Annotated in this window: 27 protein-coding genes; 12 read left to right on the top strand and 15 right to left on the bottom strand. The window is 65.8% G+C overall.

Features of this window, described 5'->3' with window-relative positions; genetic code table 11:
- Positions 1-172 precede the first annotated feature (172 nt).
- The 6 genes from VMV82_07290 to VMV82_07265 form a co-directional block, all read right to left on the bottom strand.
- On the bottom strand, positions 173-715 hold the full coding sequence (locus tag VMV82_07290) for a CvpA family protein (protein HUY41355.1): 543 nt from the start codon (positions 713-715) through the stop codon (positions 173-175).
- Entirely contained in the window at positions 712-3036 is a 2325-nt protein-coding gene (gene pheT, locus VMV82_07285; GenBank protein ID HUY41354.1) for a phenylalanine--tRNA ligase subunit beta, read from the bottom strand. The genes VMV82_07290 and pheT overlap by 4 nt, the downstream gene beginning before the upstream one ends.
- The gene (pheS, locus tag VMV82_07280) at positions 3037-4071 is read right to left on the bottom strand and encodes a phenylalanine--tRNA ligase subunit alpha (protein ID HUY41353.1); all 1035 of its coding nucleotides are present in this window, start codon (positions 4069-4071) and stop codon (positions 3037-3039) included.
- Between the two features lie 81 nt (positions 4072-4152).
- Entirely contained in the window at positions 4153-4254 is a 102-nt protein-coding gene (locus tag VMV82_07275) for a YqzL family protein (protein ID HUY41352.1), read from the bottom strand.
- A 115-nt stretch (positions 4255-4369) separates the two neighbouring features.
- The gene (locus VMV82_07270; protein HUY41351.1) at positions 4370-5149 is read right to left on the bottom strand and encodes an RNA methyltransferase; all 780 of its coding nucleotides are present in this window, start codon (positions 5147-5149) and stop codon (positions 4370-4372) included.
- Positions 5146-5358, bottom strand: a complete 213-nt coding sequence (locus tag VMV82_07265; GenBank protein HUY41350.1) for a hypothetical protein — start codon at positions 5356-5358, stop codon at positions 5146-5148. The genes VMV82_07270 and VMV82_07265 overlap by 4 nt, the downstream gene beginning before the upstream one ends.
- A 14-nt stretch (positions 5359-5372) precedes the next feature.
- Here VMV82_07265 and VMV82_07260 point away from each other — a divergent pair, with 14 nt between their 5' ends.
- Together VMV82_07260 and VMV82_07255 are read left to right on the top strand one after the other, a co-directional pair.
- A complete protein-coding gene (locus tag VMV82_07260) occupies positions 5373-5942 on the top strand; it encodes an NUDIX hydrolase (protein ID HUY41349.1) in 570 nt (189 codons plus the stop codon).
- A 37-nt stretch (positions 5943-5979) separates the two neighbouring features.
- The gene (locus VMV82_07255) at positions 5980-6261 is read left to right on the top strand and encodes a hypothetical protein (protein ID HUY41348.1); all 282 of its coding nucleotides are present in this window, start codon (positions 5980-5982) and stop codon (positions 6259-6261) included.
- 48 nt (positions 6262-6309) lie between these two features.
- Here VMV82_07255 and VMV82_07250 read toward each other — a convergent pair whose 3' ends face one another.
- The 5 genes from VMV82_07250 to rocD all read right to left on the bottom strand — a co-directional run bounded on the left by VMV82_07250 (position 6310) and on the right by rocD (position 10274).
- Positions 6310-7623: a serine hydrolase domain-containing protein gene (locus VMV82_07250; protein HUY41347.1), complete on the bottom strand. Its 1314-nt coding sequence runs from the start codon at positions 7621-7623 to the stop codon at positions 6310-6312.
- Positions 7624-7627: 4 nt separating this feature from the next.
- Positions 7628-7987, bottom strand: coding sequence for a 50S ribosomal protein L20 (rplT, locus tag VMV82_07245; protein HUY41346.1), 360 nt, complete (start codon positions 7985-7987; stop codon positions 7628-7630).
- Positions 7988-7999: 12 nt separating this feature from the next.
- A complete protein-coding gene (gene rpmI, locus VMV82_07240; protein HUY41345.1) occupies positions 8000-8206 on the bottom strand; it encodes a 50S ribosomal protein L35 in 207 nt (68 codons plus the stop codon).
- 45 nt (positions 8207-8251) lie between these two features.
- Positions 8252-8872 (bottom strand): translation initiation factor IF-3, encoded by a 621-nt coding sequence (gene infC / locus VMV82_07235; GenBank protein ID HUY41344.1) that lies wholly within the window; start codon positions 8870-8872, stop codon positions 8252-8254.
- A gap of 163 nt (positions 8873-9035) precedes the next feature.
- The gene (gene rocD / locus VMV82_07230; protein HUY41343.1) at positions 9036-10274 is read right to left on the bottom strand and encodes an ornithine--oxo-acid transaminase; all 1239 of its coding nucleotides are present in this window, start codon (positions 10272-10274) and stop codon (positions 9036-9038) included.
- 7 nt (positions 10275-10281) lie between these two features.
- On the opposite strand from rocD, the gene VMV82_07225 reads away from it, so the two are divergent.
- Positions 10282-11136: an alpha/beta fold hydrolase gene (locus tag VMV82_07225; GenBank protein HUY41342.1), complete on the top strand. Its 855-nt coding sequence runs from the start codon at positions 10282-10284 to the stop codon at positions 11134-11136.
- On the top strand, positions 11126-11707 hold the full coding sequence (locus tag VMV82_07220; protein ID HUY41341.1) for a DNA-3-methyladenine glycosylase I: 582 nt from the start codon (positions 11126-11128) through the stop codon (positions 11705-11707). The genes VMV82_07225 and VMV82_07220 overlap by 11 nt, the downstream gene beginning before the upstream one ends.
- On the opposite strand, the gene VMV82_07215 is transcribed toward VMV82_07220, so the two are convergent.
- On the bottom strand, positions 11698-13197 hold the full coding sequence (locus tag VMV82_07215) for a glycosyltransferase family 39 protein (GenBank protein HUY41340.1): 1500 nt from the start codon (positions 13195-13197) through the stop codon (positions 11698-11700). The two genes, VMV82_07220 and VMV82_07215, sit on opposite strands and share 10 nt — an antisense overlap.
- Position 13198: 1 nt before the next feature.
- Entirely contained in the window at positions 13199-16426 is a 3228-nt protein-coding gene (locus VMV82_07210; GenBank protein ID HUY41339.1) for a PDZ domain-containing protein, read from the bottom strand.
- Positions 16427-16513: 87 nt separating this feature from the next.
- On the opposite strand from VMV82_07210, the gene uppS reads away from it, so the two are divergent.
- Positions 16514-17230, top strand: a complete 717-nt coding sequence (uppS, locus tag VMV82_07205; protein ID HUY41338.1) for a polyprenyl diphosphate synthase — start codon at positions 16514-16516, stop codon at positions 17228-17230.
- Here the strand turns inward: uppS and VMV82_07200 are convergent.
- Positions 17218-18606: a glycoside hydrolase family 125 protein gene (locus VMV82_07200; GenBank protein HUY41337.1), complete on the bottom strand. Its 1389-nt coding sequence runs from the start codon at positions 18604-18606 to the stop codon at positions 17218-17220. The genes uppS and VMV82_07200 overlap by 13 nt on opposite strands.
- Positions 18603-19586, bottom strand: a complete 984-nt coding sequence (locus VMV82_07195; protein ID HUY41336.1) for a serine hydrolase domain-containing protein — start codon at positions 19584-19586, stop codon at positions 18603-18605. Before VMV82_07195 ends, VMV82_07200 begins: the two co-directional genes overlap by 4 nt.
- Before the next feature lie 65 nt (positions 19587-19651).
- Here VMV82_07195 and meaB point away from each other — a divergent pair, with 65 nt between their 5' ends.
- The 7 genes from meaB to VMV82_07160 are packed head-to-tail and all read left to right on the top strand — an operon-like array spanning position 19652 to position 26673.
- On the top strand, positions 19652-20575 hold the full coding sequence (gene meaB / locus VMV82_07190) for a methylmalonyl Co-A mutase-associated GTPase MeaB (GenBank protein HUY41335.1): 924 nt from the start codon (positions 19652-19654) through the stop codon (positions 20573-20575).
- A 42-nt stretch (positions 20576-20617) separates the two neighbouring features.
- Positions 20618-22285 (top strand): methylmalonyl-CoA mutase family protein, encoded by a 1668-nt coding sequence (locus tag VMV82_07185; GenBank protein ID HUY41334.1) that lies wholly within the window; start codon positions 20618-20620, stop codon positions 22283-22285.
- Positions 22286-22288: 3 nt separating this feature from the next.
- Positions 22289-22435, top strand: coding sequence for a hypothetical protein (locus tag VMV82_07180; GenBank protein ID HUY41333.1), 147 nt, complete (start codon positions 22289-22291; stop codon positions 22433-22435).
- Entirely contained in the window at positions 22435-22845 is a 411-nt protein-coding gene (locus VMV82_07175; protein HUY41332.1) for a cobalamin B12-binding domain-containing protein, read from the top strand. Before VMV82_07180 ends, VMV82_07175 begins: the two co-directional genes overlap by 1 nt.
- The gene (gltX, locus tag VMV82_07170) at positions 22842-24335 is read left to right on the top strand and encodes a glutamate--tRNA ligase (protein HUY41331.1); all 1494 of its coding nucleotides are present in this window, start codon (positions 22842-22844) and stop codon (positions 24333-24335) included. Before VMV82_07175 ends, gltX begins: the two co-directional genes overlap by 4 nt.
- Complete coding sequence (gene glmU / locus VMV82_07165) at positions 24332-25675, top strand: bifunctional UDP-N-acetylglucosamine diphosphorylase/glucosamine-1-phosphate N-acetyltransferase GlmU (GenBank protein ID HUY41330.1); 1344 nt, start codon at positions 24332-24334, stop codon at positions 25673-25675. Before gltX ends, glmU begins: the two co-directional genes overlap by 4 nt.
- A 29-nt stretch (positions 25676-25704) precedes the next feature.
- A complete protein-coding gene (locus tag VMV82_07160) occupies positions 25705-26673 on the top strand; it encodes a GGDEF domain-containing protein (GenBank protein ID HUY41329.1) in 969 nt (322 codons plus the stop codon).
- The last annotated feature ends 3 nt before the right edge of the window (positions 26674-26676 follow it).

Here is a 26676-nt window from a genome sequence, read left to right as displayed (position 1 = left end):
GTGTGTGCGCGAGCGCTGTTGCGTCTAACGGTACGGCGCTAGCTCGTGTTTGTCAATAGGCCACTAACGCTATGGCTTTTGCCTAACAGCCGATACGTTGTGCGTCACGCCAAGAAACGAAGAACGCCCGCGCTAAGACGGACGTTCTTCGTTGCGCGCGGCGAATCGCCGCCTAGACCTGTTGGCGATCGAGGATTGGTTTGACCAGCGGCTTCACTAAATCCGGCAACCTGCTGTAGATCGCGCTGTCGACGCGTTGATTCTGCTGCGCCAGCATCGCGACGAGATGCGACTTGTGAAGATCGGATCGCACCTGCGTCGAGAGTGGAAAGAGCAGCGCGACGAAGAGCACCACCCAGAGCAGGATCGCACCCTTTGCAAAGCCGACGATGCCGCCGCCGACCGCGTTGCCCGCGCCGAGGATGGGAAGGCTCGTATAACGCGAGACGATCCCAAGCAAGACGATGATCACGCCGTAGACTATTAGTCCGCTGACGACCATGCCGGTGATGTGCGCCGATCCGGCATTCATCTTGAGCGTCTGCTCGAAAATCGCATCGAGCATGCCGTTGTAGTACAGCGGGACGGCAAGTGCGAGGAGAACGGCCACCACGCCGCCGAGTTCGGAGAGCAAACCGCGCGCGAAACCTTTGATGGCCGCAATCGCCAGCACGGCGACGATGACGACGTCTGGCCAGCCGACATATCCATTCATACTCGTACCGTTGCCCCCAATCGCTTGTGGAGCGCTTCTATGGCCCGGGCGACGGCGGCGTCCGCCTCCTCGTCCGTGATCGTGCCGTCGAAGCGGCGCATCGTCGCCCGCACAGCCAAACTCTTCCGGCCTCGTTCAACCTGCGGGCCGCGATACTCATCAAAAACACGCACGGCCGTACAGATATCTCCTATGGCCTGCGCAGTGATTGCTTCGACGCCCTCGGCGCTTACCTCTGCCCCGAGCGAGAGGGCGAGATCCCGGTAGGTCGAGGGGAATCGTGAGGGAGCCCGGTATCGCGGCAGGAGGCGTTCCGGCAGGCGATCCAGGCGCACCGACCCCGCGTAGAGCGCGAAGGGGGCGGCGTACGCGCGTTCGTCGCGGGGGTCGACCCGTCCGAAGACCGCCACGGCAACGTCGTCGACGAGCAGCGCCGCGCACTTTCCGGGGTGCAGTCCGCGGCGCTCGGCCGGTTCGACGCGCGGCCGGCGTCCGGTAAGGGCGCGCACCAGCGCCTCGACGTCGCCCTTGCAGCGCAGGAACTCCGCGTCGCGCCACGGCGGATCTTCACCGCGCTCTGCGGCGACCGCGAAAGCGAGGACGGGCGTCTCTGCGACGAGACCGCCCTCGTCGGCGAAGACGTGACCGATCTCGAAGAGCCGGTAGGGGTGCGTGTTGCACGCGAGCTGCGCGAGGAGCGCTGGAGCGATCTCGGTGCGAAGGTAGCGGTGCTCTTCAGAGAGCGGGTTGCGCAGCTCGACCGCGCCGTCGCTGCGCCGGCCGAGCAACGAGTAGGTGATCGTTTCGTGGTATCCGAGCGCGCACATCGTACGCGCCGCGTCTGCCTCGAGCTCGTACTCGCGGCTCGAAATCTCGTGCGACGCAACCGCCGGCATCGCGGCCTCGATCGCGTCGTAGCCTTCCATGCGCGCGATCTCTTCGACGAAGTCCGCAGCGATGGCAAGATCGTTGCGCCACGGCGGAGCGGCGACCTCGAGGTGCCCGTCATGCGTTGCGACATTGCATCCGAGCGCGGTCAGATCGTCGGCAATGCGCGCGTCGTCGAGCGTGATGCCGAGCAGGCGCGTGACGTCGTCCCGCCGCAACGAGACACCCGGGCGTGGCGTCGTCTGCGCGCCGGCTACGACGGGAGCGTACGCACGGGCGCCTATATCGACGAGCATCTGCGCCGCACGCGAAGCGGCGACTCGCGCAAGCGCCGGTGCGATCGATTTCTCGTGCCGCGTCGACGCTTCGGTGCGCAAACCGAAGAGTTGCGCCGTGCGGCGCACGCGAGGGCCCGCGAATGTGGCGGCTTCGAGCAGGATCGCGGTCGTCTCCGCGCCGACTTCGCTCGCCGCTCCTCCCATCACGCCCGCCAAGCCGAGAGCGTTCTGCGCATCGGCGACGACCAGCGCCGCCGCGGTCAGCCGGCGTTCGACGCCGTCGAGCGTCAGCAGCGGTTCCCCCGGCCGCGCGTCACGTACGACGAGGCGTTGCTCGCAGACGTGGGCCGCGTCGTAGAAATGCAATGGCTGGGCCGTTTCAAGCATGACGTAGTTCGAAACGTCGACGACGTTGTTGATCGGTCGCACGCCGCACAATGCGAGGCGCACGCGCGTGCGCGCTGGGCCGAGCGTCACGCGCAGTCCGTCAAAGCGCTGGAGGACGAAGCGCGAGCAGTCCGGCGTTTCGATTGCGACGCGCGCCGGCGGCTGCGGCTCACCCGTGCCCGGGTTTTCGAACGACGGCAAGCGCAGCGCAGCGCGGTACGACGCAGCGAGCTCGCGCGCCAGCCCGATTGCCGACATCGCATCGACGCGATTGCCGGTGATTTCGACGTCGAGGACGTCGTCGGCGAGTCCGAGCATCGTAACGACGTTCTCGCCCGGCGTCGACTCCGCGTCGAGTTGCATGATGCCGTCGGCTTCGAACCACTCGGGCGGCAGTGCGAGCTCGTCAGGCGAGCAGAGCATCCCCTCCGACGCGACGCCGCGCATCGTGCGCCGCTCGATCGTCAGGTGCGGCAGGCGCGCGCCGATTTGCGCAACGGGGACGACCTGCCCGGCGACGACGTTCGTTGCCGCCGTTACGATCGTCAGCGGTGCGGCGCCGCCGGTGTCGACGCGGCAAAGGTTCAGGCGGTCTGCGTTCGGATGGCGCTCGATCGATGCGATGCGGCCGACGACGACGTTCTCGATCGCGGGGCGCCGCACGATCTCTGCGACCGGAAAGCCGAGCATGGCAAGGCGTTCGGCGATCGCTTCCGAGTCCGCGGGCAAGTCGACGTACTCGCGCAGCCAGGAAATGGGGATGCGCATCTATGCCAGCTGCTCGAGGAAATCGGGATCGCCGTCGACGAATCGGCGAACGTCGTCGACGTCGTATCGCACGAGCGCGAGTCGCTCCGCCCCGAAGCCGAACGCCCAACCGGAAACGACCCCGGGATCGTACCCGACCTCGCGCAGCACGTTCGGGTGCACCATGCCTGCGCCGCCAAGCTCGATCCATCCCGAGCCGCCGCACATGCCGCATGCGTTCGCGCGGCCCGCGCACTTCGGGCACGTCGTGTCGACTTCGGCGCTCGGCTCGGTGAACGGAAAGAACGACGGCCGGAAACGCACCTGCTGGTACGGCCCGAAGAGCGTGCGGCAGAGCCCCGTCAGCATGCCCTTGAGATGCCCGAAATGCACGCCCGTCGCTACGAGCAGCCCTTCGATTTGATGAAACTGAAAGAGGTGGCGCGCGTCGACCGCGTCGCGCCGGTAACATCGCCCGGGTGCAACGATCGCCACCGGCGGCGCGTGCAACTGCATCGTGCGAATCTGCATCGGCGACGTGTGTGGTCGCAACAGCAGCGAGTCGTTGATCCAGAACGAGTCGAACCCTTCGCGCGCCGGATGCTCCGGCGGAATGTTCAGCGCGTCGAAGTTGTAGTAGTCCGGCTCGACCTCGGGACCCAGCACGACAGCGAAGCCGTGACGCTCGAAGTATCCGCATGCGTCCTCGATGACGCGGCGCACCGGATGCACGGAGCCGAGCTGCGGCATCGTCGCCGGAAACGTCACGTCGACGTGCTGCTCGAGCGATGCCTCGACGTCTCTGGCTTCCAGCTGCTCGTGCCGCTCTCGCAGAAGCGCTTCCATTACGGCAACGGCGTCGTTGATCTCCTTACCGGCTCCCGGACGCTCGTCGGGCGGCAGTTTTCCAATGCTCCGCCTGATCGTCGTGACCTCGCCGTTGCGCCCGAGATACGCGATTCGTGCTTCGTCGAGCGCTCGCTCGTCGCCGGCGGCCTGGACGGCAGTCGCAAAGCGCTCTCGCAAGGCGCCTAACAGCGTCGCTAGCTCGGTCATCCTAATCGGTCATCCGAAAATGAAAAGGCCCGGCATCATGCCGGGCGCTTTCTTGAAGGTCCTCGAGACCTCTTCGTGGGTTCAGCTCGGGCTCGGCGCGGCGTGTGTCCGTCGATATGCCAGGTAGGCGTTGATCGACCCCGTTTGAGCGAAGAGTTTCCAGAAGAAATCGCAGGTTGCCATTGGGCGTCTGGTCTCCTTCTTGCACCGATTGCTCCGGCACGACGGTCCGGAATGGGGTGAGTATACCACGCGTTTCGGAGGCCCGGTAGTCTTGACAATCCGTGAACAATTGACCTCAGCGGAGGGGGCGTCGGCTCGCTTCGTAGAGCGCGATCGAGCCCGCCACGGCGGCGTTGAGGCTCTCGGCACGCCCCTCCATGGGAATCCGCACGCTGCCCGTGCAGAGCTCGGCCCAGGCCCCGAGCCCCCGGCGCTCCTGACCCACGACGAGCACCCTCGGAGCGACCGGCAACTCCCAGACCGGCAGAGCGCCCTCGGCCGTGAGGCCGAGTACCGGGAGCGAACCTATGGCCTTTGCGACGTCGTCAGGGCCCGCAACGGCGAAGGGGACGCGAAATAGCGCCCCGGCCGCTGCCCGGACCACCTTAGGATGGTACGGATCGACGCCGCGGCGGCCGAACACGACGCCGGTCGCTCCGAATGCCTCGGCCGCTCGCAGGAGGCTGCCGGCATTGCCGGGATCGGCGAGGTCGGCGAGCAGCAGCACCGTGCCGGCGGCATCGAGAATGGCTCGCAGGGTCCCGGGCGCCCGGCGCGCGAGAACGACGATGCCGGTCGGCGACTCGACGTCCGAGAGGCGCCCTGCGGCGCGCTCGCTGACCGACCAGAGGCGAACGCCCGAACGCTCCGCCTCCTGGAGGAGCGGCGTCGCGTCGTACGCGGCGGGGGTGACGTAGATCTCGTCGATCGCGATGCCGCTGCGCAGCGCCTCTCGTAGCAGCGTCGGACCCTCAAAGAGGAAATGGCGTGCGCCGGCGCGCCCCTTGGGGGAGAGGAGCGAACGCGCAGCGGCGAGGCGTGGCGCGCGCTCTCCGAGCCGCGGCGGCATCGTCATCGCGCGCGGCTGCGGGCCGCCGCGTAGGCGCGCGTTGCGATGAAGACGAGCGCGGCGAAGATGGCGGCAAGCGTGTCAGCGATCTTATCGTTGAAGTGGCGCGGGAAGAGGGCATTGGCGACGAGGTTCGCGCCGTAGACCGCGATCACGAGAAGGACCAAGAAGTAGCCGAGCCATCCCAGCTCCCCGAGGATTGACTGCTGTCGCACCGCATGAGGATAACATGGCGCAAGACCTTCCGCAGACCCTGTCGTCGCAGATCGCTTTCTCGGGGCCCGTCTTTCGCGTGCGGATCGACGAGCTGCGCTACGACGACGCGAGCGCGCACCGCTGCGACGTCGTCGAGCATGCAGGTTCGTTCGGCATCATCGCGCTTTCCGCGCCGGGCGAAATCGTGCTGGTGCGGCAGTACCGTCACCCGGTGCGACGTTTTCTCTGGGAGATTCCGGCGGGCACGGCCGACGGCGCAGAGGAGCCGATCGACGGCGCATTGCGCGAGCTCGCCGAGGAGACGGGCTATCGCGCGGGGCGTATACGCCCGCTCTGCACGGTCTTCATGACGCCCGGCTTCTGCGACGAGATCATGTATTTCTTCGTTGCGGAGGATCTGCGCTCGGGAACGCAATCGCTCGACGACGACGAGCGCATCGAGGTAGGCCGCTTTACGCTCGAACGAGCGCGCGATCTCCTGGCGGCTGGAGATATCGCCGATGTAAAGACTCTGCTAGCTTTGCAGTGGATGACGTGCGGAGAGGGTGAACTCGGCTGTGGAACGGTCGATAGAAGAGATTGACCGCACCCACCGGGGTGCAACCGGAGGAAGAGAAATCGTGGAAATCCCGGGTGACATCGACGCCGTTCTCAAGCGTATCCTGAACGGCACGCGCCCGGTCGCGAAGAGCGACCGCTCGGTTCTCGCGGCAGAAGACGAGGCGTATCTCGCCTCCCTCATCGACGCGGTTCGCACGGGCCGCAGAGCGGTGCTCATCGTCGAAGACGCCGACGAACGGCTGCGGTACATGTTCAGCAATGCATCGCCTGCGGAAGCCGTCGCGATGCTCGGGAAAGTCACCGAAGCCACCGGCCGCCGCATCGCGGAAAGCGACATCTAACGAACGTCTCGAGAACGAAGGGTGGCATATCTCTTTGGGCGCGTTGCCCTACGGCGTAAACGCGATGAAGTCGATCTTCCCGTCGGGGGTGAGCGTCAGGCGATAGTGGCGCTCGCCGTTTGCGAAGCGTACCAAGAACTCGTACGTCGTCGTACCGTGCTGTGCCGGAGCGCTCGAGATGGGAACCAGCGATTCGACGCGGCCAAGCCGATCGATCTGCGCCCGGCGCACGACGTCGTCTGACAGGTATGCGCTGAAGCCTGACGTGAGCTGCGTGCGATCGATGCGATCGCTCGCCAGGCGCGCGAGCCATTCGCGCGCGCGCTCCACGACGCCGTTTTCGATACGCTGCCTGCTCGGCGGAACCACGATGTCGAGGATGCGCCCGGCGATGCTCTCCGGCAATAGGGCCGCCTCGTGCATGGAATCCACGTTGGTCAGCACGATGACCGCGACGTGCTCGTCGGGCAGCACCGCGTTCATGGCATGAAACCCGGGGATCTCGCCGTTCTGCCAGACGAAACGCCTGCCGCTGCGACGGTCGATTGCCCAGCCCATGCCGCGCCGCTCGTACGAGCCGGCGATTCCCGGCGTGAACATCTCGCGCACCGCATCGACGCGCAAAAGAATCGGAAACGCGATGTCCCATTTTGCAAGATCGTACACGTCGCTGACGATGCCCGCGTTGCCGTCGAGACGCGTCGCGCTCCACGGCCGGGCGCGCTCGAACCGGCCGTTCTCGCGCGTGTATCCGACGGCGCGATTGGGGGAGAGACCGGTATCGCCTTCATAGAGCGTCGCGTCCATCACGAGCGGAACGAAGATGTGCTGCTGCACGTAATCCGAGAGCGGCTCGCCGGCGACGCGCTCGACGATCTTTCCGGCGAGGATGGCGTTCAGGGGATTGGGCGCGTAGGACGCGCCGGGCGTCGCCATGGGACGTGCGGCGTTTGCCGATGCCAGCAGATGTGCCCAGTTCGTGACGTTCGGAAGTCCCGACGTCTGATCGAGGAGCTCGCGAATCGTGACGTATCGCGCGATGGTGACCTCGGGAAGATACTGCGTCACCGTGTCGTCGAGTTTGAGCTTGCCGTCCTGGGCGAGCAGGAGGATCGCTGCGGCCGTGAACTGCACGCTGATCTGCCCAATGCCGAACTGGGTGCCGGGAGAGACGACGACGCGGCGGGAGAGGCTTGCGGTTCCGAAGCCTCGCGCGTAGACCAAACGCCCCGATTCGACGACGCCGACGGCAACGCCGGGAGCGCGGTGAGCCCGTAGCTCCGCGGCGACGATCGCGTCGATGCGGTGCGCCGTTGCGGGGGTGAAGCCGATCACCGCCGCGAGCGACAGGATCGCGATCAAGAGATTACTTTCCGACCGCCTGTTTCGCCATGCTCAGCAACGTCCCGAACGCCTTCGCGTCGCTCACCGCAAGATCGGCAAGAGCCTTGCGGTTCAGGTTGACGCCGGATTTCTTCAAGCCGTGCATGAGCAGCGAATACGAGAGACCCTCGCGGCGCGCAGCCGCGTTGATGCGGCTGATCCAGAGCGATCGAAAGTCCCGCTTGCGAACGCGGCGGTCGCGAAACGCGTATGCCAGCGATTTGAGCAGCGCCTCGTTTGCGACGCGGTAGTTGCGGCGGCGAGCCGCGCGAAAGCCCTTGACCAGCTTCATCACGCGCCGGCGGTGCTTGATACCGCCGACGCCGCGCTTGACGCGTGCCATGTCGAATCCTCCTTACACCAAGTACGGGATCATCGCACGGATGCGGCGCATGTCGCCCGGAGCCGTCGGTTGATCCTTACGAAAATGGCGCTTGCGCTTCTGCGACTTCTTGCTCAAGATGTGACCGCAGCCATCGAACTGATGGCGATGCAGCACTTTTCCATTCGCCGTCACTTTGACGCGCTTGGCGGTTCCTCGGTGCGTTCGAATCTTCGGCACTGGTCCTCTCCTTCTTAACGACGGCGCTTCACACCGTCAACTCCCCTACGCGCTTCCATCCGGCTCTGCGGCTGGAGCCCCCGGTTTCTTCGGGGGCAACGAATACTTCGGCGGGCCCGTCGGTGCCGAGCGCGGCGCCAAAATCATGAACATGTTCTTTCCTTCGAGTCGCGGCTCGCGCTCGACGATCGCAAGCGGCAGCATGTCCTCTGCCATGCGATCGAGTAGACGTCGCCCGAATACTGCGTACGTGATCTCGCGGCCGCGGAACATGATCGTGACTTTGATCTTGCTCCCGTCTTGCAGCAGGCGCTCCGCCATTCGCGCTTTCGTTTCGTAATCGTGCGTCTCGATTTTCGGACGGAGCTTTACTTCCTTGAGCTCGAAATGCCGCTGCTTCTTGCGCGCGTCCTTGTCCTTTTTCGACTGCTCGTACTTGAGCCGTCCGTAATCGCCGACCTTGCAGACCGGCGGCTGGGCGTTCGGCGAGATCTCGATCAGGTCGAGTCCGGCTGCGCGGGCGCGGGCCTGCGCGTCCTCGATCGGCATGATGCCGAGCTGGTCGCCGTTCTCGTCGATGACGCGCACCGTTCGGATGCGGATCTGATCGTTGACGCGAAGCGGTCGAGCTATGGCGCTCCTCCCGTGACGATCGTGATGTGACACCTCCCGTACAATAAAAAATGGCGCTGCCGCAGCAACCCCACCGTGCGGAACCGGCCGGCGGCTCCTCGCGCGTGAACCGGATCGCCCGCAGGCATCCGGTGAGCGCCCCCACGGGGAGGGTGCTGCTTCGGCTCCGAGAGCATAGCAGGCCCCTGAAGGGGTGTCAACCGGAGACGGCCCGGGCTTCGAGGCCGCGAATCGCTTCGCCGAGCCCGTCGACGAGAAAGTCGAGACTCTCGTCGTCGATAACGAGCGGCGGCGCGACCCGCAGGACGTTTTCATGCGTGTCTTTGGCGATGATCCCGCGCTCGAGAAGAGCCTCGGAGAGCAGACGCGCCGGACGATCGAGCTCGATCCCCACCAGGAGACCACGTCCACGCACGTCGCGTACGTGCGGGGAGGTGACGGCGCGGAGGCCGGCCAGAAGGCGATCGCCCGCGCGTCTGGAGCGTTCCGCGAGTCGTTCTTCGACGATCACGTCGAGGGCAGTGCAGGCGACCGCGGCTGCGAGCGGATTGCCGCCGAAGGTGCTGCCATGGTCGCCTGCTCCGAAGAGGTCCATGAGGGCGCGGCTTGCGACCACCGCGGAGACCGGGTAATACCCGCCGCCGAGCGCCTTCCCCAAGATGAGAATGTCCGGATGCACGCGCTCGCGATCGCACGCGAAGAGATCGCCCGTTCGTCCGAGCCCCGTCTGGATCTCGTCGGCCACGAAGAGGACGTCGCGCTCGCGGCAGAGTGTCGCTGCCGCAGCCAGGTACCCGTCGGGCGGAACGACGACGCCGCCCTCGCCTTGAATAGGCTCCATCATCACCGCGCATGTCAGCGGCGTGATCGCGCGCTCCAGCGCTGCGATGTCGGCGTACGGCACGAAGATGAAACCGGGAAGGAAGGGACCGAAATCGTTGCGGTACTGCGCCGTCGAGCTCGCCGAGATGGCGGCAATCGTGCGACCGTGAAAGTTGTTTGCAAAGACGACGATCTCCGCAGCGTTCGAGGGAATGCCTTTGACCTCGTATCCCCAGCGCCGCGCGAGCTTCATCGCCGTCTCGACCGCCTCCACGCCCGCGTTCATCGGCAGCGCCGCTTCGTATCCCGTGACGGCAGCGAGCTTCTCGAGGAAGAGCGGCAGTCGGTCGTTGTACACGACGCGCGACGAGAGCGATAGACGTTGCGACTGCTCTACCAGGGTCGCGCGAATGCGCGGATGAGCGTGTCCTTGGTTGAGCGCGGAGTACGCGCTCACGCAATCGAGATAGCGCCGGCCGTTTACGTCCCAAAGCCAGACGCCTTCGGCCCGCTCGACGACGACGTCGAGGGGGCGATAGTTGTGGGCGCCGTACTTCGTTTCGAGCGCGATCAGATCGCGGGCACGATCCTTCATGCCGTCGTATGATACCATCTTCTTCATGATTCCCCGTTCCGCAGCTTTGGAGCATCTGCTCGAGCGTGACGACGAGCGCATCTCCGAGGCCGGCAGAACGATCCTTCTTTCGCACGGCGCCGAGCGCCCTCGTGCGATCGTTCTCTTTCACGGACTCACGGCCACGCCCCAACAGTTTCGGCGCTACGCATCGGACTTGTTCGCCCGCGGGCACAACGTTCTCGTACCACGCCTTCCGCGGCACGGCTACCGAGACCGTCTCACGGAGGCGCTGGCAGGAATGACCGAGGAGCACCTGCGCGAGCTGGCGCGCGAGAGTCTCGTTGCGGCGCGCGCACTCGGCACGCGCGTGACGGTCGGCGGCTTCTCTGCAGGAGGAACGCTCGCGCTTTGGCTGGCGCAGCACGACGAGTTCGATCGCGCGGTGGCGATCGCGCCGTTTCTGGGCGCGGCAGCGGTGCCGGCACCACTCATGGCCGTGGGCGCGAACGTGCTGTTACGCCTCCCGAATCGGTTCGTCTGGTGGGATCCGATTCGGCGAGAGCGCCAGATGCCCGACGACGGCTATCCGCGATACGCGACGCACGCGTTGGCGCAGCTGTACCGTCTTTCGAGCGCCGTGATGCGCGATGCGTCGAAGATTCCTGCAGCGCGCGCCGTGATCGTGGTCCTCAACGGCGGCGAAGTCTCGGTGAGCAATGGCGCTATTCGCGCGACGCTGCGCCGCTGGCGCGCCGCAGGTGCACGGATCGAGCGCGTGGATTTACGTGGGATGCCGCCGTCACACGACATCATCGAGCCGGATCGCAACCCGAGGCTTGCCGCGCGCGTCTATCCTGCGATTCTCGAAGCCGTCGATCCGGTGCGCGATGCCGCCTAGAAGCCGTTGCGCGTGGGCCACGACGCCGGAGATGATCGAGTATCACGATCGCGAGTGGGGAAAGCCCCTGCACGACGACATGCGGCTCTTCGAGTTTCTGGTGCTCGAAGGCGCACAGGCCGGCTTGAGCTGGCTAACGATTCTGCGCAAACGCGAGGGATACCGTGCGCTCTTTGCCGGTTTCGATCCGGCACGCGTCGCGCGCTTTACGCCCGCGCGCATCACCCGTCTCCTCGAGGACCCGCGCATCGTGCGCAACCGCGCCAAGGTGGAGGCGGCGGTAAAGAATGCGCGCGCCTACGTGAAGATCCAGCGCGAGTTCGGCTCGTTCGATGCGTACGTGTGGCGGTTCGTCGGCGGAAAGCCGGTGCACGGCAAACGGCGCAGCGCTGCAGACGTCCCGGCGAGCTCGGCCCAGGCCGAGGCGATGAGCAAGGATCTGCGAGCGCGAGGGTTCACGTTCGTCGGCCCGACGATCTGCTACGCGTTCATGCAGGCCGTCGGCATGGTGAACGACCACGTTGCCGCGTGTGCCGCGGCTACGCCTGGACGCCGGAAGGACTATATGTAGTCTTTCAGACGCGGCCATAGCTGCGCGAGCGGCATGCGAATGCCGCGGCAGAGCATGATCGGAATGTTCTGCTCGTACGACATGATCCACGGCGCATCGAAGGTCGCGGCGCGGAGGCTCGAGCGGTAGAGATGCTCGCGCCTGCCGCAGTCGCCGTTGACGTCGATGACGACGTTGCCGCTGTAGCCGTGCGTTCCCCACAGCCAGTAGTTGTTGTGCCCTGAGAGCGCCGGCGGCAGATGGTACGCGCTACCGAAGACGTCGATCGCGGCGGCCTCACCGTAGTTGCTCGCGACGATCGCCGCCTGTGCGCGCTCTGACGGCGGCAGCGATCGATAGACGCGAGCGACGAGCGCCGCCAACTGCGGCCAGCCGTGCATGTCGGCGAAATCCTGCCCGATCGCGACCGGCCGGTGCTTCTCCGTCGCCGCACTCGTGTGCAGCACGCGCTCGAGCGTCGTCTCGTACGACGCGGCGCGCGCCTCGGAAAGAATCGGCTCGACTAGGGGCAGCATCCACAACGAGAAGACGGCAGCCGCGGTCGCAATCGTGAAGCGCGCCCACGTGAGGTGCCGCGTCCATTGCGCGAGCGTCAGCGCGCCGCTCGCGATGAGCAGCGGGTAGACGTTGGCCGGGTAGTAGTGCTTGCCGTGCAGCGCGATCATCATCGCGATGAGCAGCACGTACGTCCATCCGACCCAGCGCAGACGCGTGTCCGCGAAGGCGCGTATAACGCCGATGATCCAGATCGGCGCGAGGAGCGGGTTCGTGATGAGCAGTTCCTGCGCGACGTACGCCGGCGGCGAAAGCACGACGTTCTTCCCGGTAAGCTGCGCGTCGCGTAACAGCTCCCACATCGGAAATCCGTGCGCGGCTTGCCAGAGGAAGTTCGGCAACGCGACGACTGCGGCGAGTGCTATTCCCGCAGCGAACCACGGCGTGAGCAGAATGCGTCGCGACGGTGAGAGCGCGATGCCGGCGACGAGCGCGAGGCCGAAGAAAATGACGCTGTATTTTGCCTCGCACGAAACGCCGAGCGCCGCACCAACGGCGAGCCACCAGCGTGGATGCGCGCCGTTGACGAGCCGGGCGACGTAGAGTGCGGCGAGGGGCCAGAGCCACAGGCCGACCATGTCGGGGCCGACCTTCTCTCCGAACGCGCAGAGTACGGGTGTGACGGCAACGAGGAGCGCCGCGAACGCTTGGGCATAGCGTCTGCCGCCCCACTCTTCTACGAGCCTGCACGTGACGAAGACGCCGGCTGCGGCAAAGAGCGCTGCGGTCGCGCGCAGCGCGACGAGCGAGAGGCCGAAGAGTTGTGATCCCGCTGCGATGAGCGGAACGAGCGGCGGCTGGTCGACGTAGCCCCACGCGGGGTGACGTCCGCAGACGATAAAGTACAGCTCGTCGCGGAAGAAGCCGTAGTGCGGATTGGCGACGAGATGCGCGAGGAAGGTCAGTCCGGCCGCGATCCACGCGATGCGCTTCATCTTACGCGAGCGTGGGCAGCGGAAGCGACGGGCGCGTCGCGAGATCCGGACGAACGGGGACCGTACGCGCAAGCGCTTCGTCCATGAGCGTAAGCGCTGCGTCCAGCTGCGGATCGCGGCCTTCGCGGTAATCGTGCGGCGCGATGTCGACTTCGAGATCGGGCTCGGTACCGTAGTTCTCCACGCCCCAGCCGACGTCGACGAACCAGAACGAATACTCCGGCTGGGTCGTCACGGTGCCGTCCACGAGATGATGGTATGGAGCGATGCCGACGACGCCTCCCCACGTGCGCTTTCCGACGAGCGGCCCGAGTTTGTACAGCTTGAAGCAGTGGCTGAAAATATCGCCATCGGATCCGGCAAACTGATTCGTAACCGCCACCATCGGGCCGTCGACCGACTCCGGCGGATACGGCATCGGCGCTCCGTAACGTGGAATGTCGTACCCGACGCGTCTGCGCGCCAACTTCTCCAAGAGTAGCGGCGAGACGTGTCCGCCGCGATTGTAGCGCACGTCGACGATCAGTCCTTGCCGATTGAACTCGGTGAGGTACCCGCGATGGAACTCGGCAAAGCCCCACGGCCCCATGTCGGGGATGTGCACGTAGCCGACCCGGCCGCCGCTGCGCTCGTGCACGTATGCGCGCTTTGCTTCGACCCAGGCGCGGTATCGCAACGGCGCCTCGTTTGCGAGCGCTTTGACCAAGACGTTGCGCTCGGCGTTTCGCCCGCGGCGCACGGTGATCGCGACGTCTTTCCCCGCGCCGTTGACGAGTAGCCGCTCAGGGCTCACGTCGCGCGAGACGGCCCGCCCGCCGATTCCGACGATCACGTCGCCCGCATCGACGTCGAGACCCGGCTCGGCGAGCGGCGAATCGCTGTCGCGATTCCACGAATCGCCGCGGTAGATGCGCTCGATGCAATAGCCGTGCTCGGCGTCGTCCCACGCGAGGTCGGCACCGAGGAAGCCGCGCTGGTACTGCGGCGGCTCGCGAAAATCTCCGCCCCACTCGTACGCGTGCGAGGTTCCGAGCTCGCCATGCATCTCCCAAATCACATCGGAGAGATCGGTGCGCGTGCGCACGCGTTCGAGAACGGCGTGGTAACGGTCGTAGACGCGATCCCAGTCGATGTCGCTCATGTCCTCAACCCAGAACTGCTCCGTCTGCAGCCGCCACGCCTCACGGAACATCTGCGACCATTCGTCGCGTGGAACGATCTCGACCGACGCGCGATCGAGGTCGATCCAACCGCTCTTGCGGCCCGGCTCGTTTGGCGGTTTCTGCTCATCGCCGTCTTCGGGCAACTCGCACTGCGCGTCGATCGCGCGCAAGCGGTGTTGCGAACGGTAGACGAGCGTGCGAGCATCCGCACCCAGGCGGATCTCGTTGACGTCGTGAGCGATCGTTGCCGAACGCAACTGGTCGAAGTCATAGGCGAGCAGCGTTCCGCCTTCGTCGTTCTCCTCACTGGATTGCACGAACGGCTTGATCCCGCGTACGGGAAAGCGCGTGAAGAGGACGCGCTCCTTCGACGCGACGATCTGCTGGTAGTCGCCCTCCTCGACGGGAAATCCCAAGATGCGGCCGGCAATGCCGTCGAAGTCGATCGTCACGTCCTTGGGGTCGCGCTTGTCGTTGCGCTCGGCTTTGGCGGGTTCGTGGTCGCGATGAATCGGTCGCGGCTTCGGCACGAACGGCGAGGACACGTCGGCCCGAAGCGTGATGACGAACGGCCGGTGCGCCTGCGGGAAGCTCAGGTCGAACTGGAGCGCGTCGTACACCGGGTTGAAATCGCGCGTCGAGATGAAATACAGGTACCGCCCCTCGGGGTCCCACGCCGGCGAACGATCGTCGCGCAGCGGCGGCGTCACGTCGTGCACGCGCCCCGATTTGATCTTTGCGACACGCAGGATCGAGGTTCCGGCGACGGGCGACCACGAGTACGCGAGGAATCGCCCGTCGGGAGAGAATGCGAGATCGGTTATCCGCTGCGCGGGGCTCTTGTCGAGCGTGCGGGTGATGCCGTCGGCAACGTCAAGTACGCACAGTTCGTAGCGGTGGTTTGCGAACGCGACGATGTCGCGTGCCGGCGACGCGGCGAGCTCGGTGATTCGCCCGACGTCACCGACGGTGACCAGCGACACCGAGGGCGTCGTTGTGCCGAGATCGTGCATCTCCAGCTGCTCATAGCCGTTGCGATCGGTTACGCAGATAAAGCGCTTGCCATCGTGCATCCATTCCGCAAGGCGATAACGCGCGCGGCTGCCGGTTCCGTGGTGGATTGCCGCGCCTTCGAAGAACGGCATCGTGAACGGCTGCCCCCGAGAAATCAACGCGATGCTCGTGCCGTCCGGATGCGGAGCGAAGTGTTCCAGCCCCTCGGAGGCGGACTCGAAGCGACGCGCGGTTTGCGGCGCTGCGGAATGCGTCTCGATGGGGATTTCGCGCGTGTCGTCGGCAATGATGTCGTAGCGCATGATGCGCCCGCCGCTCGCGTAGACGATGCGTCCGCCGTCCGACGATGGGAAGCGTGCGTAGTATTCGTTCTCGTGCGTGTGCCGTTGGATGTCGCGCCCGTCCAGAGCGCACGAGTACACGTTGCCGATGCCGTCGTGATCGGCGAGGAAGAAGATGCGATCGGCAATCCACATCGGCCACGTGGGGTTTCCGTCGGGAAGGTCCAGGCGATCGAAGGTGCCGTCGCCGGAGGCGTCGATCCATATCTCGCCCGCGGTTCCTCCGCGATAGCGCTTCCACCGCGCGGGGTCGGTCGAGTTGCGACCGATCGCCAGTGCGTTTCGTCCGCCGTACGCAATCGTCTTGGCATGGCCCAGCGGAAGCTCGCTGGGCGTACCGCCCTCACGCGGCACAAGGAAGGCGCGCGTCTCGTTCGGATACCACGCGCCGGGATTGGCGACGAAGGCGATCTCTCGTCCGTCCTCGCTCCATCCGACCGTGGACGCGATCGTGCTGCCGAGAAAGGTAAGCCGTTGCGGCTTTCCACCTTCGGACGGCATCAGGTACACCTCGGGATGTCCCTCGTCGGTCGACGTAAAGGCGATCCACGCGCCGTCTGGAGAGAAGCGTGGAAACGAACAGCTTCCGAAGCTGACCGTCAGCCGAACTGCCGTGCCGCCATCGGCGCCGACGCTCCAGAGGTCGTCCTCGCAAACAAAGGCGATCCGGTTTCCCGCGATCGTCGGATATCGGTAGTAGCCCTGACTCATTCGTGCCGGGTGAGGTTGGCGAAGAATCCCGTTCCCCCCGCTCGTAACCGCTTGCGCCGAGCTTCACTTTGTAGTACAAAGTAAAGGATGTTGCAGCCTGCCGCCGTCGCCGAAGCGCCCGAACACGTCGCCGTCATCATGGACGGCAATCGCCGTTGGGCCCGGGATCGCGGCCTGCCGATCGCCGAGGGCTACCGGCGCGGCATCGTCGCCTTGCGCGAGGCGGTGAAGGGCGCGCTCGAAACAGGCGTGCGCCGCCTTACCGTCTACGGTTTCTCGACGGAGAACTGGACGCGCGACGCGCGCGAAGTCAACGTCGTCACGCAGCTGTGCGCTGCCTGCGCTCGAAGCGAGAAGCCCCTGCTCGTGGCGCAAGGAGTGCGCGTCGAGCTCATCGGCGATCTCGAGAGGTTCGCGTTTCCCGTCCGCGCCGCACTTCGCGACCTGGTCCGCAGCACGGCGCACAATACGCGCCTCACGCTCAGCCTCGCGCTCAACTACAGCGGTCGCGCGGAAATTCTACGAGCGGTCCGCGCCATCGCCGCGGATGTCGCGGCGGGGCGGCTCGAGCCGTCGCTGGTCGATGAAAATGCGCTGCGCGAGCGCATGTACGCGCCACACGCGCCCGACCCCGACCTCCTCGTGCGAACCGGCGGCGATCAACGGATCTCTAACTTCTTGCTCTACCAGCTCGCGTACACCGAGCTGCTTACGCTGCCGCACATGTGGCCCGATTTCACGGCCGCCGATTTTACGAGCGCCATTGAGGCGTTTGGGGAGCGCCGGCGCCGTTACGGCGCCTGATGCAGCAGCCGGCGTAGTGCGGTCAGGACGATCGCTTCGTTTTCTAGCTGCGTGACGAGCGGGACGAGCGTCGGCGTCTGCGTGCGGCGTTCGAACGGAAGCATCACCTCCGGCTGGACGAACGGGGTAGCGGTGTCGCCGGCGAGCGTCCGGAAGAGCAGCTCCGCGTAGAGCGCGTTGCCTAAGCCGAAGTCCGAGCGCGTGAAGCGCCAGTACCCGCCGTCGTAAAAACTCTCGTGAATGAGGCCGTCTTCACCGTCGGTCTCCGCGAGCGTCGTGATTGCGGTTGCAACCTCGAGCGACGACGTGGCCGTAAGCGCGCGGCCGATGATTCCAATCGGCCAGACGTTATCGAGCGGCGTGTGCGCGCTGCCGAGGCCGGCGGCGTACCGCCCTTCGTAATAGTACGGGTCCGCGCGGCTCAACACAAACGCCCGCGTGGTCAAATACGTAACGTCGTAGGCCGAGCACCACCCAATGTAGGGTAGCGTCACCAGGTTGGGGACGTTGGCGTCGTCCATCAGAGCGTCGTGGCCGAGACCGTCGGTCTCGTACGCGTAGATCCACCCGCCGTGCCGCGCGTCGTAGATGCGACCGTACCGCTCGATTCCCGTCTGCACGCGCTCTCCGAGCACGGTTGCCGCGCGGGCGAGCTGCCGGTCGCCGTATCCGATCTCTGCAAGCTCCGCAAGGTCGCGCAGCGCCACGGCTGCAAGCGCATTCTGCGGAATGTTGAAACGATACCGCACCGCGTCGTCGGACGGCCGGAACGCGCCCCAGATCATGCCGGTATTCGGATTGTATGCATCCTGCGTGGAGACGCGATACGGATAGCGATACGCGCTGCAGCGCGCGTGCCGCTCCTCGCATGTATACGTCGATACGACGACGCGGAGCGCCGCGTGCAGGCCGGCGGTGAAGATCGAGCGGTCGCCCGTCGTGCGCCAGTACACCCACGCCAGCAGGACGGGCCAGCCGAGAGAGTCGACTTCCCACTTGCGCTCCCAGACGTGGTAGTCCGCGGTAAAGGCCTCGGCGTAGGGGTCGACGAGGATGTTGCGCGCGTCTCGCTGGATTACGCCTGCGGTGCGCTCGCGCAGTACCGGAAAGAACGCTTCGAAGCGAATATACGGGATCGTCTGCGCCGACGAGTCGCGCAGCCACATCGCCGGAATATCGCCCGTCTGCACGTACGTCGTGTCGTCGTCTTCCAAAAAGAAGTCGTCGAACAGCGTGTGAAAGAGCGTCTGCGCTTCGATCATGCGATGGCGCCTGCCGGTCAGCGGGACGATGAGGGTTTGCGCCGGTGCAGGACACGCCGAAGCGAGCACGGCGAGCGCGAGCGCCGGTGCCAAGAGCATTCGTAGCAGGCTCACTCCTTGGCAGACCCTCGAAGCGCGTCCTCGACGACGCTCTGCGCGAGCGGTCCGAGGTCAACCGCGTCGGCGTTGGAGAGCAGGACCACGCCCAAACGCCGTGACGGAACGATCGCGACGTACGACGAGTATCCTTCGACGTACCCGCTGTGCCAAGCGCCGCGAAGCGTACCGATATTTCCGCTGAAGAAGCCCATGCCCGAGAACATGCGCGCGAGATCCGCTGCGTCGACGACGCGCAGCGCGAAGAGATCGTCGATCCAGCGCGCCATGTCGAGCGCGCTGGATTCCAAACCGGCGGCTGCGAAGGCGAGCGACGCCGATCCCGCGGCGACGCTTCCTTGCGCGCGGTTCGGCTCGTCGAGGAACGGATTCCAGCTCGCGGTTTCGTCGAGGCGAAGCGGCGCCAGGAGATCGCGCCGCAGCCACGCTGCCAGCGGTACGTGCGTCACGTCTTGCACGATGATGCCGAGCAGAACGTAATCGGTGTTGCTATAGCGCGTGCTCGTTCCCGGCGCGAACGCGAGCGGAAGCGAGGCGACGCGACGTACGAGCGACTCCGGCGAGACCGGCTGGCGCGCGCCTCGGTCGAAATCGGGCAGCTGCGCGTAATCTGGAATGCCGCTCGTGTGCTTCAGCAGCTCCGCGACGGTAACGTTGCGAGCGGCCGCATACCAGGGAACGTACGTCGCGAGCGTGTCGTCGAGGGAAAGGCGTCCGCGTTCGGCGAGCCGTAGGACGCTTGCCGCGACGAACGACTTTTCGAGCGAGGCGATAGCGAAGACCGTATGCGGCGTCGTCCGTACGGTTCGCCTGCGATCGGCGAAGCCGTAGCCGTGCGCGTAGACGATCTGCCCGTCGCGTACGACGGCCAGCGACAGGCCTAGGACGTGATGATCGCCCATGACGTACCGCACGATGGAATCGATGCTCGCCCGCTGCGGTGCGGTCAGTGCGAGAGCGAGTGCGATGCCGTGCATGCGTGCGCGTTTCGCCGTGCGCCCGAGCAGGTCCGCCGGCGCGGAAACCGCAATGCTGGAGTGCGTTGACGAAGCAGCCGATCGAGACGCTCGTACGCGATTTCCGAGCGGGCAAGCCGCGCGCGCTCGCGCGTGCGATAACGCTGTGCGAATCGGGTGCTGGCGCGCCGGTCATCGCCGCGCTCCACGCACTGGGCGGGCGAGCGACGATGGTCGGGCTCACCGGTCCTCCCGGCGTGGGTAAGTCGACGCTGTCGGCGGCGCTCGTCCGCAAGGCGCGCGGTTTGAACAAGCGCGTCGGTGTGATTTCCGTCGATCCGAGCTCGCCGTTTTCGCGCGGTGCACTGCTCGGGGATCGCATCCGTCTCGCGGAGCACTTCACCGATCCCGACGTCTTCATTCGCTCGATGGCGAGTCGCGGGCATCTCGGCGGCCTTGCCGGCGCGACCGCCGACGCAGCATTGCTCATGGACGCGTTCGGCTTTGATTTCGTCGTCGTGGAGACGGTGGGCGCGGGCCAAAACGAGGTCGAAATAGCGGAGCTGGCCGAGACGACGATCGTCGCTCTGCAGCCGGGAAGCGGGGACGCGATTCAGGTACTCAAAGCCGGCATTATGGAGATCGCCGACGTCTTCGTCGTCAACAAGGGCGACCACCCAATGGCGAATCAGCTGCGCCGCGAGATTCGCTCGATGATTGCGATCATGGAGTACACGGGTTGGATTCCCGAGGTCGTGACGACGCAAGCGTTGCACGGGGAAGGCATCGACGAGCTATGGTCGGCGATCGAGCGCCACGCCGCGTACTTGCACGAAAGCGGCGAGATTGCAGGGCGCCGGCGCGCCCGCTTCGTCCATCAGGTGCGGGCAATCGCAGCGGGGCGGATTCGCGAGCTCGTCGAGCGGCGGATCGCCGGCGAGCTCGCCGCGGACGGCGACCCGTACGCTGCCGCGGGGCGCGCGCTGGAGGCGCTCGGCATCCAGGAATGACCTGCGGGTTCCGTGCGTGAACCCCTACAGACCGTGGCAAAGATGATCGAGCGCGCCTCCTCCGAGCAGGCATGGAAAGAAGCATCCAAAGCAGGGAAGCGCCGCACCGGCCCCGGTTCGGGAGCCGTCGACCGCACGATCTCCGACGTGCCACTGCAGACGCTCTACGGTCCGGCGGACCTCGCGAACCTCGACGTCGAGCGCGATCTCGGATATCCCGGCTTCTATCCGTACACGCGCGGTCTCCACCCGAACGGATACCGCGATCGCCTGTGGACCATGCGACAGTTCGCCGGCTTCGGCACGGCGCGCCAGACGAACGAGCGCTACAAGTTCTTGCTCGCGCAGGGGCAGACGGGACTCTCCGTCGCCTTCGACATGCCGACGCTGATGGGGTATGACTCCGACGCGCCGCAAGCGCGCGGCGAAGTGGGCCGATGCGGCGTCGCGATCGACTCGCTCGCGGACATGGAGATGCTCTTTTCCGGCATCGACATGGGTGCGGTCACGACGTCCATGACGATCAACGGGCCGGCGGCCATCGCGCTCGCGCAATACGTCGCCGCCGCGGAGAAGCAAGGCGTCTCGCGACGCGTACTCGGTGGCACCGTCCAGGCAGACATTCTCAAAGAGTATATCGCGCAGAAGGAATGGATCTTTCCCCCGCGGCCACACATGCGGCTCATCGTCGATATGATCGCATTTTGCACGGACGAGATGCCGCGCTGGAACACGATTTCGATTTCGGGCTATCACATTCGCGAGGCCGGTTCGACCGCAGCGCAGGAACTCGCCTTTACCCTGGCCGACGGCTTCGCGTACGTCGAGGCGTGCGTCGCGCGAGGAATGGACGTCGATGCGTTCGCCCCGCGACTCTCGTTCTTCTTCAACTCGCACATCGATTTTTTCGAAGAGATCGCAAAGTTTCGCGCCGCGCGGCGGATCTATTCGCGTCGCATGCGCGAGCGGTACGGGGCAAAGGATCCGCGGTCGTGGCAGTTGCGTTTCCATACGCAAACGGCGGGGTGCAGCGCGACCGCGCAACAGCCGGAGAACAACATCGTTCGCGTTGCATACGAAGCGATGGCCGCGGTCCTCGGGGGGACGCAATCGCTGCATACGAACTCGATGGATGAAGTCCACGCTCTCCCGTCCGAGAAGTCGGCCGAGATCGCGCTGCGCACTCAACAGGTGCTGGCGTACGAAACGAACGTCGCGAACGTCGTCGATCCGCTCGGTGGATCGTACTTCGTCGAAGCGCTGACCGACGAGATCGAGCGAGAAGCCGAAGCATACTTCGCGCAAATCGCCGAGTACGGCGGAGTCGTCGAAGCGATCGAGGCGGGCTTCTTCCAGAGAGAGATCGCGGAGGCCAGCTACCGGTATCAGCGGTCGATCGAAGCGAAGGACCGCGTCGTCGTCGGAGTCAACGCGTTCGAGAAAAATGAGGAGCTTGCGGACATCGAGCTGCTGCGTATCACCGAAGAGACGGAGGCCGAGCAGGCGGAAGGCGTGCGGCGCGTGCGCGAGCATCGCGACGCGCGGCTCGCGCGAGCGGCGCTCGAGCGGCTGCAGGGCGCGTGCCGGGACCCGAAGGACAACGTCATGCCGCACCTCATCGCGTGCGTGAATGCGTATTGCACCGAGGGCGAGATCGTCGATGCGATGGTCGAGGTCTACGGGCGCTATGTCGAACGGAGCGTATTCTAGCACATGCAAGGATTGAACGAGATTCAGCGCCACCGCGCGCGCCGCACCCTATCGGAGGTGAAGCAGAAGTTGGAAGAAGCGTTGCGCTTGAGCCGCCGCCGCGACCGCTGCATGCTCGCCGTCCACGACCGTGAGAAGCACTCCACCTGATGCCGCGACCACTGCGGATCGTCGTCGCGAAGGCGGGTCTCGACGGCCACGACCGGGGAGCAAAGGTCATCGCGCGCGCGTTGCGCGACGCGGGCATGGAGGTGATCTACACCGGGCTCTTTCAGTCGCCGGAGCAGATCGTTCAAACCGCCATTCAAGAGGATGCGGACGGCATCGGGCTTTCGATCCTGTCGGGAGCGCACATGACGCTCTTTCCGCTGGTGTTGGAGCAGCTCAAGGCGCAAGACGCGCAGGACGTCGTCTTTTTCGGCGGCGGGACGATACCGCCCGACGACGCGAAGGCGCTCAAGCGCATGGGTGTCCGCGCCATTTTCACGCCAGGAACGCCGCTAGGGGAGATCGTGGAGTTCGTCAGACGCGAGTGCGGAAGGCGCGAGCTGGTTAATTGAAGGCTCGAACGCGCGTCGCGCCGTCGCCGACGGGCGACCCGCACGTCGCTACCGCGTACGTCGCGCTCATCAACGCGTGCTTTGCGCGCGCCTCCGGTAGCGACGGCCGATTCATCCTGCGCATCGAGGACACGGACAGGACGCGGAGCACGCAAGCGTCCGAAGAGGCGATCCTCGCGTCGCTGCATTGGCTTGGTTTATCGTGGGACGAAGGTCCGGACGTAGGCGGCCCGCACGGTCCGTACCGGCAGAGCGAGCGTTCCGCGATCTACGCCGAGTACGCGAACCGGCTGCTGCAAGGCGGCCACGCCTTCAGGTGCTTCTGCAGCGCGGAGCGGCTCGAAGAGATGCGCGTCGCGCAGCGCGCCGCGCACGAGCCGCCGCACTATGACGGGCATTGCTTGAACCTTGCGCAGCAGACGATCGCCGAGAACGAACGCGCGGGCGTTCCGTCGGTGCTTCGTTTGAAAGTGCCGCGCGACGGCGTCTGCGTATTCGAAGACGCGTTGCGCGGGCGGATCGAGATCGAGTGGAAGACCGTCGACATGCAGGTCCTTATGAAGTCCGACGGATTTCCTACATACCATCTTGCGAACGTCGTCGACGACCACCTCATGGGCGTGACGCACGTCATTCGTGGCGAGGAGTGGATCAGCTCGACGCCCAAGCACCTGCTGCTCTACGACTACTTCGGATGGAGCGGCAACGCTCCGGCGTTCTGCCACCTGCCGCTCTTGCGCAACCCAGACAAGAGCAAGCTCTCGAAGCGCAAGAACCCGACGAGCATTCTGTACTATCGCGCGCGTGGCTTTCTTCCCGAGGCGCTGCTCCACTTTCTCGGTGCGCTCGTCGACGGCCGCAACGACGAAGCGTTGCTGAACTGCAGCTCGACGAGCGACGTGCTTACGCGCATGTGCTCGGACTTCGATCTCACGCGCATCTCGCTCGGCGGCCCCGTCTTCGATCTGGAGAAGTTGACGTGGCTCAACGGACAGCACCTGCGGCGCCACACGACGTCGCAGATGCTCTTACTGCTGCAGGGCTGGGGCTACGCATGGCCTGAAGCAATCGCGCCCGCGTGGCGCGAGCGCGTCGCTCGGCTCGCGATGGAGCGGATCAGAACGTTGGAAGAGTTCGGCCCGCTCGTCGCGTTTCTCGCCGAGCGGCCGCAGCTCTCGAAGGCCGATCTCGAGCTTGCCAAGCTGCCGCCCTCCGCCGCGTCCGAGGCGCTGAAGCTCGCGCTCGCGCGGCTTTCGGAGCTTCCGGATGGCGATTGGCGCGAAGCCGAGATCGGTCGAGTACTGAAGAGTGCGGTCGCAGAGCATGCGTGGCCGTTCGCGCAGGGGCTGCGTTTTCGCGACGCCGTTCGCGTCTACTACGTCGCCGTCACGGGTAGCCCGACGTCGCTGCCGCTCTTCGACGCGATGGAGATTCTCGGAAAGAGCGAATCCTTGCGCAGACTGGAGACTGCCTTGGAGAGACTGCATTGAGCGGCGTTCGCGCAATCGTTCTCGCGGCCGGGAAGGGCACGCGCATGAAAAGCGCGGTGCCGAAGGTCTTCCACGAGCTATGCGGCCGCCCGATGCTGTGGTGGGTTCTGCGCGCGCTGCGCGAGGCCGGCGTCGAGGACGTCGTCGTCGTCATCTCGCCGGAGATGCGGCCTGGCTTCGCCGCGCTCGGCGGTGCGGAAGCGGTCGTGCAGAAGGAGCAGTTGGGCACGGGGCATGCGCTGCGTATCGCGCTCGAGTCGCTCGAGCCGCGCAGCGGCGGCCGTATCCTCGTGACCAACGGCGACATGCCTCTTGTGACGGGCGAGATCTTCGCGGCGGCAACCGACGCGCTGGGCACGGATGCCATGGCGCTCGTCACGCTGCATGCCGGACCCGAGTCGAGCTTCGGGCGGATCGTGCGGCGCGGCGAGTGCGTCGAACGCATCGTCGAGGCGCGCGACGCAACCGCGGACGAGCTGGCAATCGAGGAGACGAACGCCGGCATCTACGCCATGGACGAAGGAAAGGCGCGCGGCGCGCTCGCGGCGCTGCGCAACGAAAACGCGCAGCGCGAGTATTACCTCACCGACACGGTGGAGCTGCTGGCAAGCGGTGGAAACCGCGTCAACCCGATCTTGCTGCGAGAGGGGCGCAACCTGCTGGGCGTCAACGACCGGGCGGAGCTCGCCATCGCGCGCGCGCGAGTGAACGAGCGTCTCTGCATGCAGCACATGCGCGACGGCGTGACGATCGTCGATCCGGAGTGCACGTATTTGGAGCCCGAGCTTGCGATCGGCCGCGACACCGTTATCTACCCGAACACCGCGATCGGACGCCTCTCGCGAATCGGCCAAGGATGCACGATCGGCCCGAACGCGCGCCTCTCGAACGCGACGATCGGGGCGCGAACCGAAGTACGAGAGAGCGTGATTCTCGACAGCGTCATCGGAGACGACGCGCACGTCGGCCCGTTTGCCCATCTGCGGGGCGAGAGCGTTCTTGCAAACGATGTGCGCATCGGGAACTTCGTCGAGTTGAAGAACGCGCGCCTCGAGAGCGGTGCCAAGGCCAGCCATCTCTCGTACCTCGGCGATGTCACCGTCGGAGAGGACGCCAACGTCGGCGCTGGGACGATCACGTGCAACTTCGACGGCAAGCGGAAGAACAGGACGAAAATCGGGAAACGCGCCTCGATCGGCTCGAATTCGTCGCTCGTCGCTCCGGTCGAGATCGGCGATGACGCGCTCACGGGCGCTGGCTCCGTCGTCACGAAGGACGTGCCCGCCGGCGAACGCGTCGCGGGCAATCCCGCCCGTCCGCTTCCCAAAAAGCCGTCCTAGGACCCGGATCCCACGGCACTCTCCACCATGTGGAGGGTACCTTCGCGCAGTTCGTTGCCGCAGCACGCCGATCGAGCAGCGCGGTTTTGTCGGCGATCGACTGTGCGACGCGCGCGGCCGAGCCCGAGCTCGACGCCGCGCTGTTCTTCGCGAGCGACGAGAGCGTCCTGAGTTGCGTCTACGCGCGCGGCCCGCGCACCGAGCACTTTCGCAGCGTGCGGATGCGCCACGCCGCCGACGGACGGCTGCCCGCGCGCGCGGCGATCGTGGCGCAAGCGGTCGTTTCTTCACGGCGACTCGACGCGCTCATGCCCGGCGACCGAGCGGCGATCGCCGTGCCCATGATTTCGGAACGCGCCGTTCGCGGCGTCTGGTACGCCGCGACCGCGACGGCCGCCGGTTTACCGAATGCGCAGCGCGTGACGCGGATCGTCGCGAGCGCGACGGAGATCTATCTTCTCGCGCTGGAGCGTGAAGCGGATCGCGCGGATGCCACCTTCGACGGTTTGACCGGCGCGCTCTCACCGCGCGCATTTCGCCTGAGGCTGCACGACGTCATGCGCTCGACAAGCGGGGCCGTGCTCTCGCTCTGGTTCGTCGACACGGACCGCTTCAAGGAGATCAATGACGCGTACGGACACGAGGCGGGCGATCTCGTGCTGCAGCGCATGGCGGCGTTGCTCGGAGAGCACGCCGTGCCCGGGGTCGACGTTGTCGGCCGAAAAGGCGGCGACGAGTTCTGCATGCTCCTGCACGGCTCTCGAAAGCTGCGAGCGATCGAGCGTGCGCGTGCGTTCTGCGCGGCGGTGAGAACGCACGATTTCGGCGTGCCGATGCAGTTGACCGCGAGCATCGGGGTTGCCGCATTCCCGTTCGACGCCGGCGATGCGGCCGCTCTGCTGGAAACTGCGGACGCGGCCATGTACCACGCCAAACGCTGCGGGCGCGACCGCGTCGCATACGCGGTCGAAGGCGCCGGCTTCGCTTTGTATGAATAGGGC

It is taken from the genome of Candidatus Dormiibacterota bacterium (assembly GCA_035532035.1).
Classification (GTDB): Bacteria; Vulcanimicrobiota; Vulcanimicrobiia; order Vulcanimicrobiales; family Vulcanimicrobiaceae; genus Tyrphobacter.
This window is presented reverse-complemented; position numbering and strand designations above follow the sequence as displayed.

Bases quoted from the DNA above. Each gene is read 5' to 3' on its own strand.
- VMV82_07290 (HUY41355.1), bottom strand. From the start codon at position 715: ATGAATGGATATGTCGGCTGGCCAGACGTCGTCATCGTCGCCGTGCTG.
- pheT (HUY41354.1), bottom strand. From the start codon at position 3,036: ATGCGCATCCCCATTTCCTGGCTGCGCGAGTACGTCGACTTGCCCGCG.
- pheS (HUY41353.1), bottom strand. From the start codon at position 4,071: ATGACCGAGCTAGCGACGCTGTTAGGCGCCTTGCGAGAGCGCTTTGCG.
- VMV82_07275 (HUY41352.1), bottom strand. From the start codon at position 4,254: ATGGCAACCTGCGATTTCTTCTGGAAACTCTTCGCTCAAACGGGGTCG.
- VMV82_07270 (HUY41351.1), bottom strand. From the start codon at position 5,149: ATGACGATGCCGCCGCGGCTCGGAGAGCGCGCGCCACGCCTCGCCGCT.
- VMV82_07260 (HUY41349.1), top strand. From the start codon at position 5,373: ATGGCGCAAGACCTTCCGCAGACCCTGTCGTCGCAGATCGCTTTCTCG.
- rplT (HUY41346.1), bottom strand. From the start codon at position 7,987: ATGGCACGCGTCAAGCGCGGCGTCGGCGGTATCAAGCACCGCCGGCGC.
- rocD (HUY41343.1), bottom strand. From the start codon at position 10,274: ATGGTATCATACGACGGCATGAAGGATCGTGCCCGCGATCTGATCGCG.
- VMV82_07225 (HUY41342.1), top strand. From the start codon at position 10,282: ATGATTCCCCGTTCCGCAGCTTTGGAGCATCTGCTCGAGCGTGACGAC.
- VMV82_07220 (HUY41341.1), top strand. From the start codon at position 11,126: ATGCCGCCTAGAAGCCGTTGCGCGTGGGCCACGACGCCGGAGATGATC.
- VMV82_07215 (HUY41340.1), bottom strand. From the start codon at position 13,197: ATGAAGCGCATCGCGTGGATCGCGGCCGGACTGACCTTCCTCGCGCAT.
- VMV82_07210 (HUY41339.1), bottom strand. From the start codon at position 16,426: ATGAGTCAGGGCTACTACCGATATCCGACGATCGCGGGAAACCGGATC.
- uppS (HUY41338.1), top strand. From the start codon at position 16,514: ATGTTGCAGCCTGCCGCCGTCGCCGAAGCGCCCGAACACGTCGCCGTC.
- VMV82_07195 (HUY41336.1), bottom strand. From the start codon at position 19,586: ATGCACGGCATCGCACTCGCTCTCGCACTGACCGCACCGCAGCGGGCG.
- VMV82_07185 (HUY41334.1), top strand. From the start codon at position 20,618: ATGATCGAGCGCGCCTCCTCCGAGCAGGCATGGAAAGAAGCATCCAAA.
- VMV82_07180 (HUY41333.1), top strand. From the start codon at position 22,289: ATGCAAGGATTGAACGAGATTCAGCGCCACCGCGCGCGCCGCACCCTA.
- VMV82_07175 (HUY41332.1), top strand. From the start codon at position 22,435: ATGCCGCGACCACTGCGGATCGTCGTCGCGAAGGCGGGTCTCGACGGC.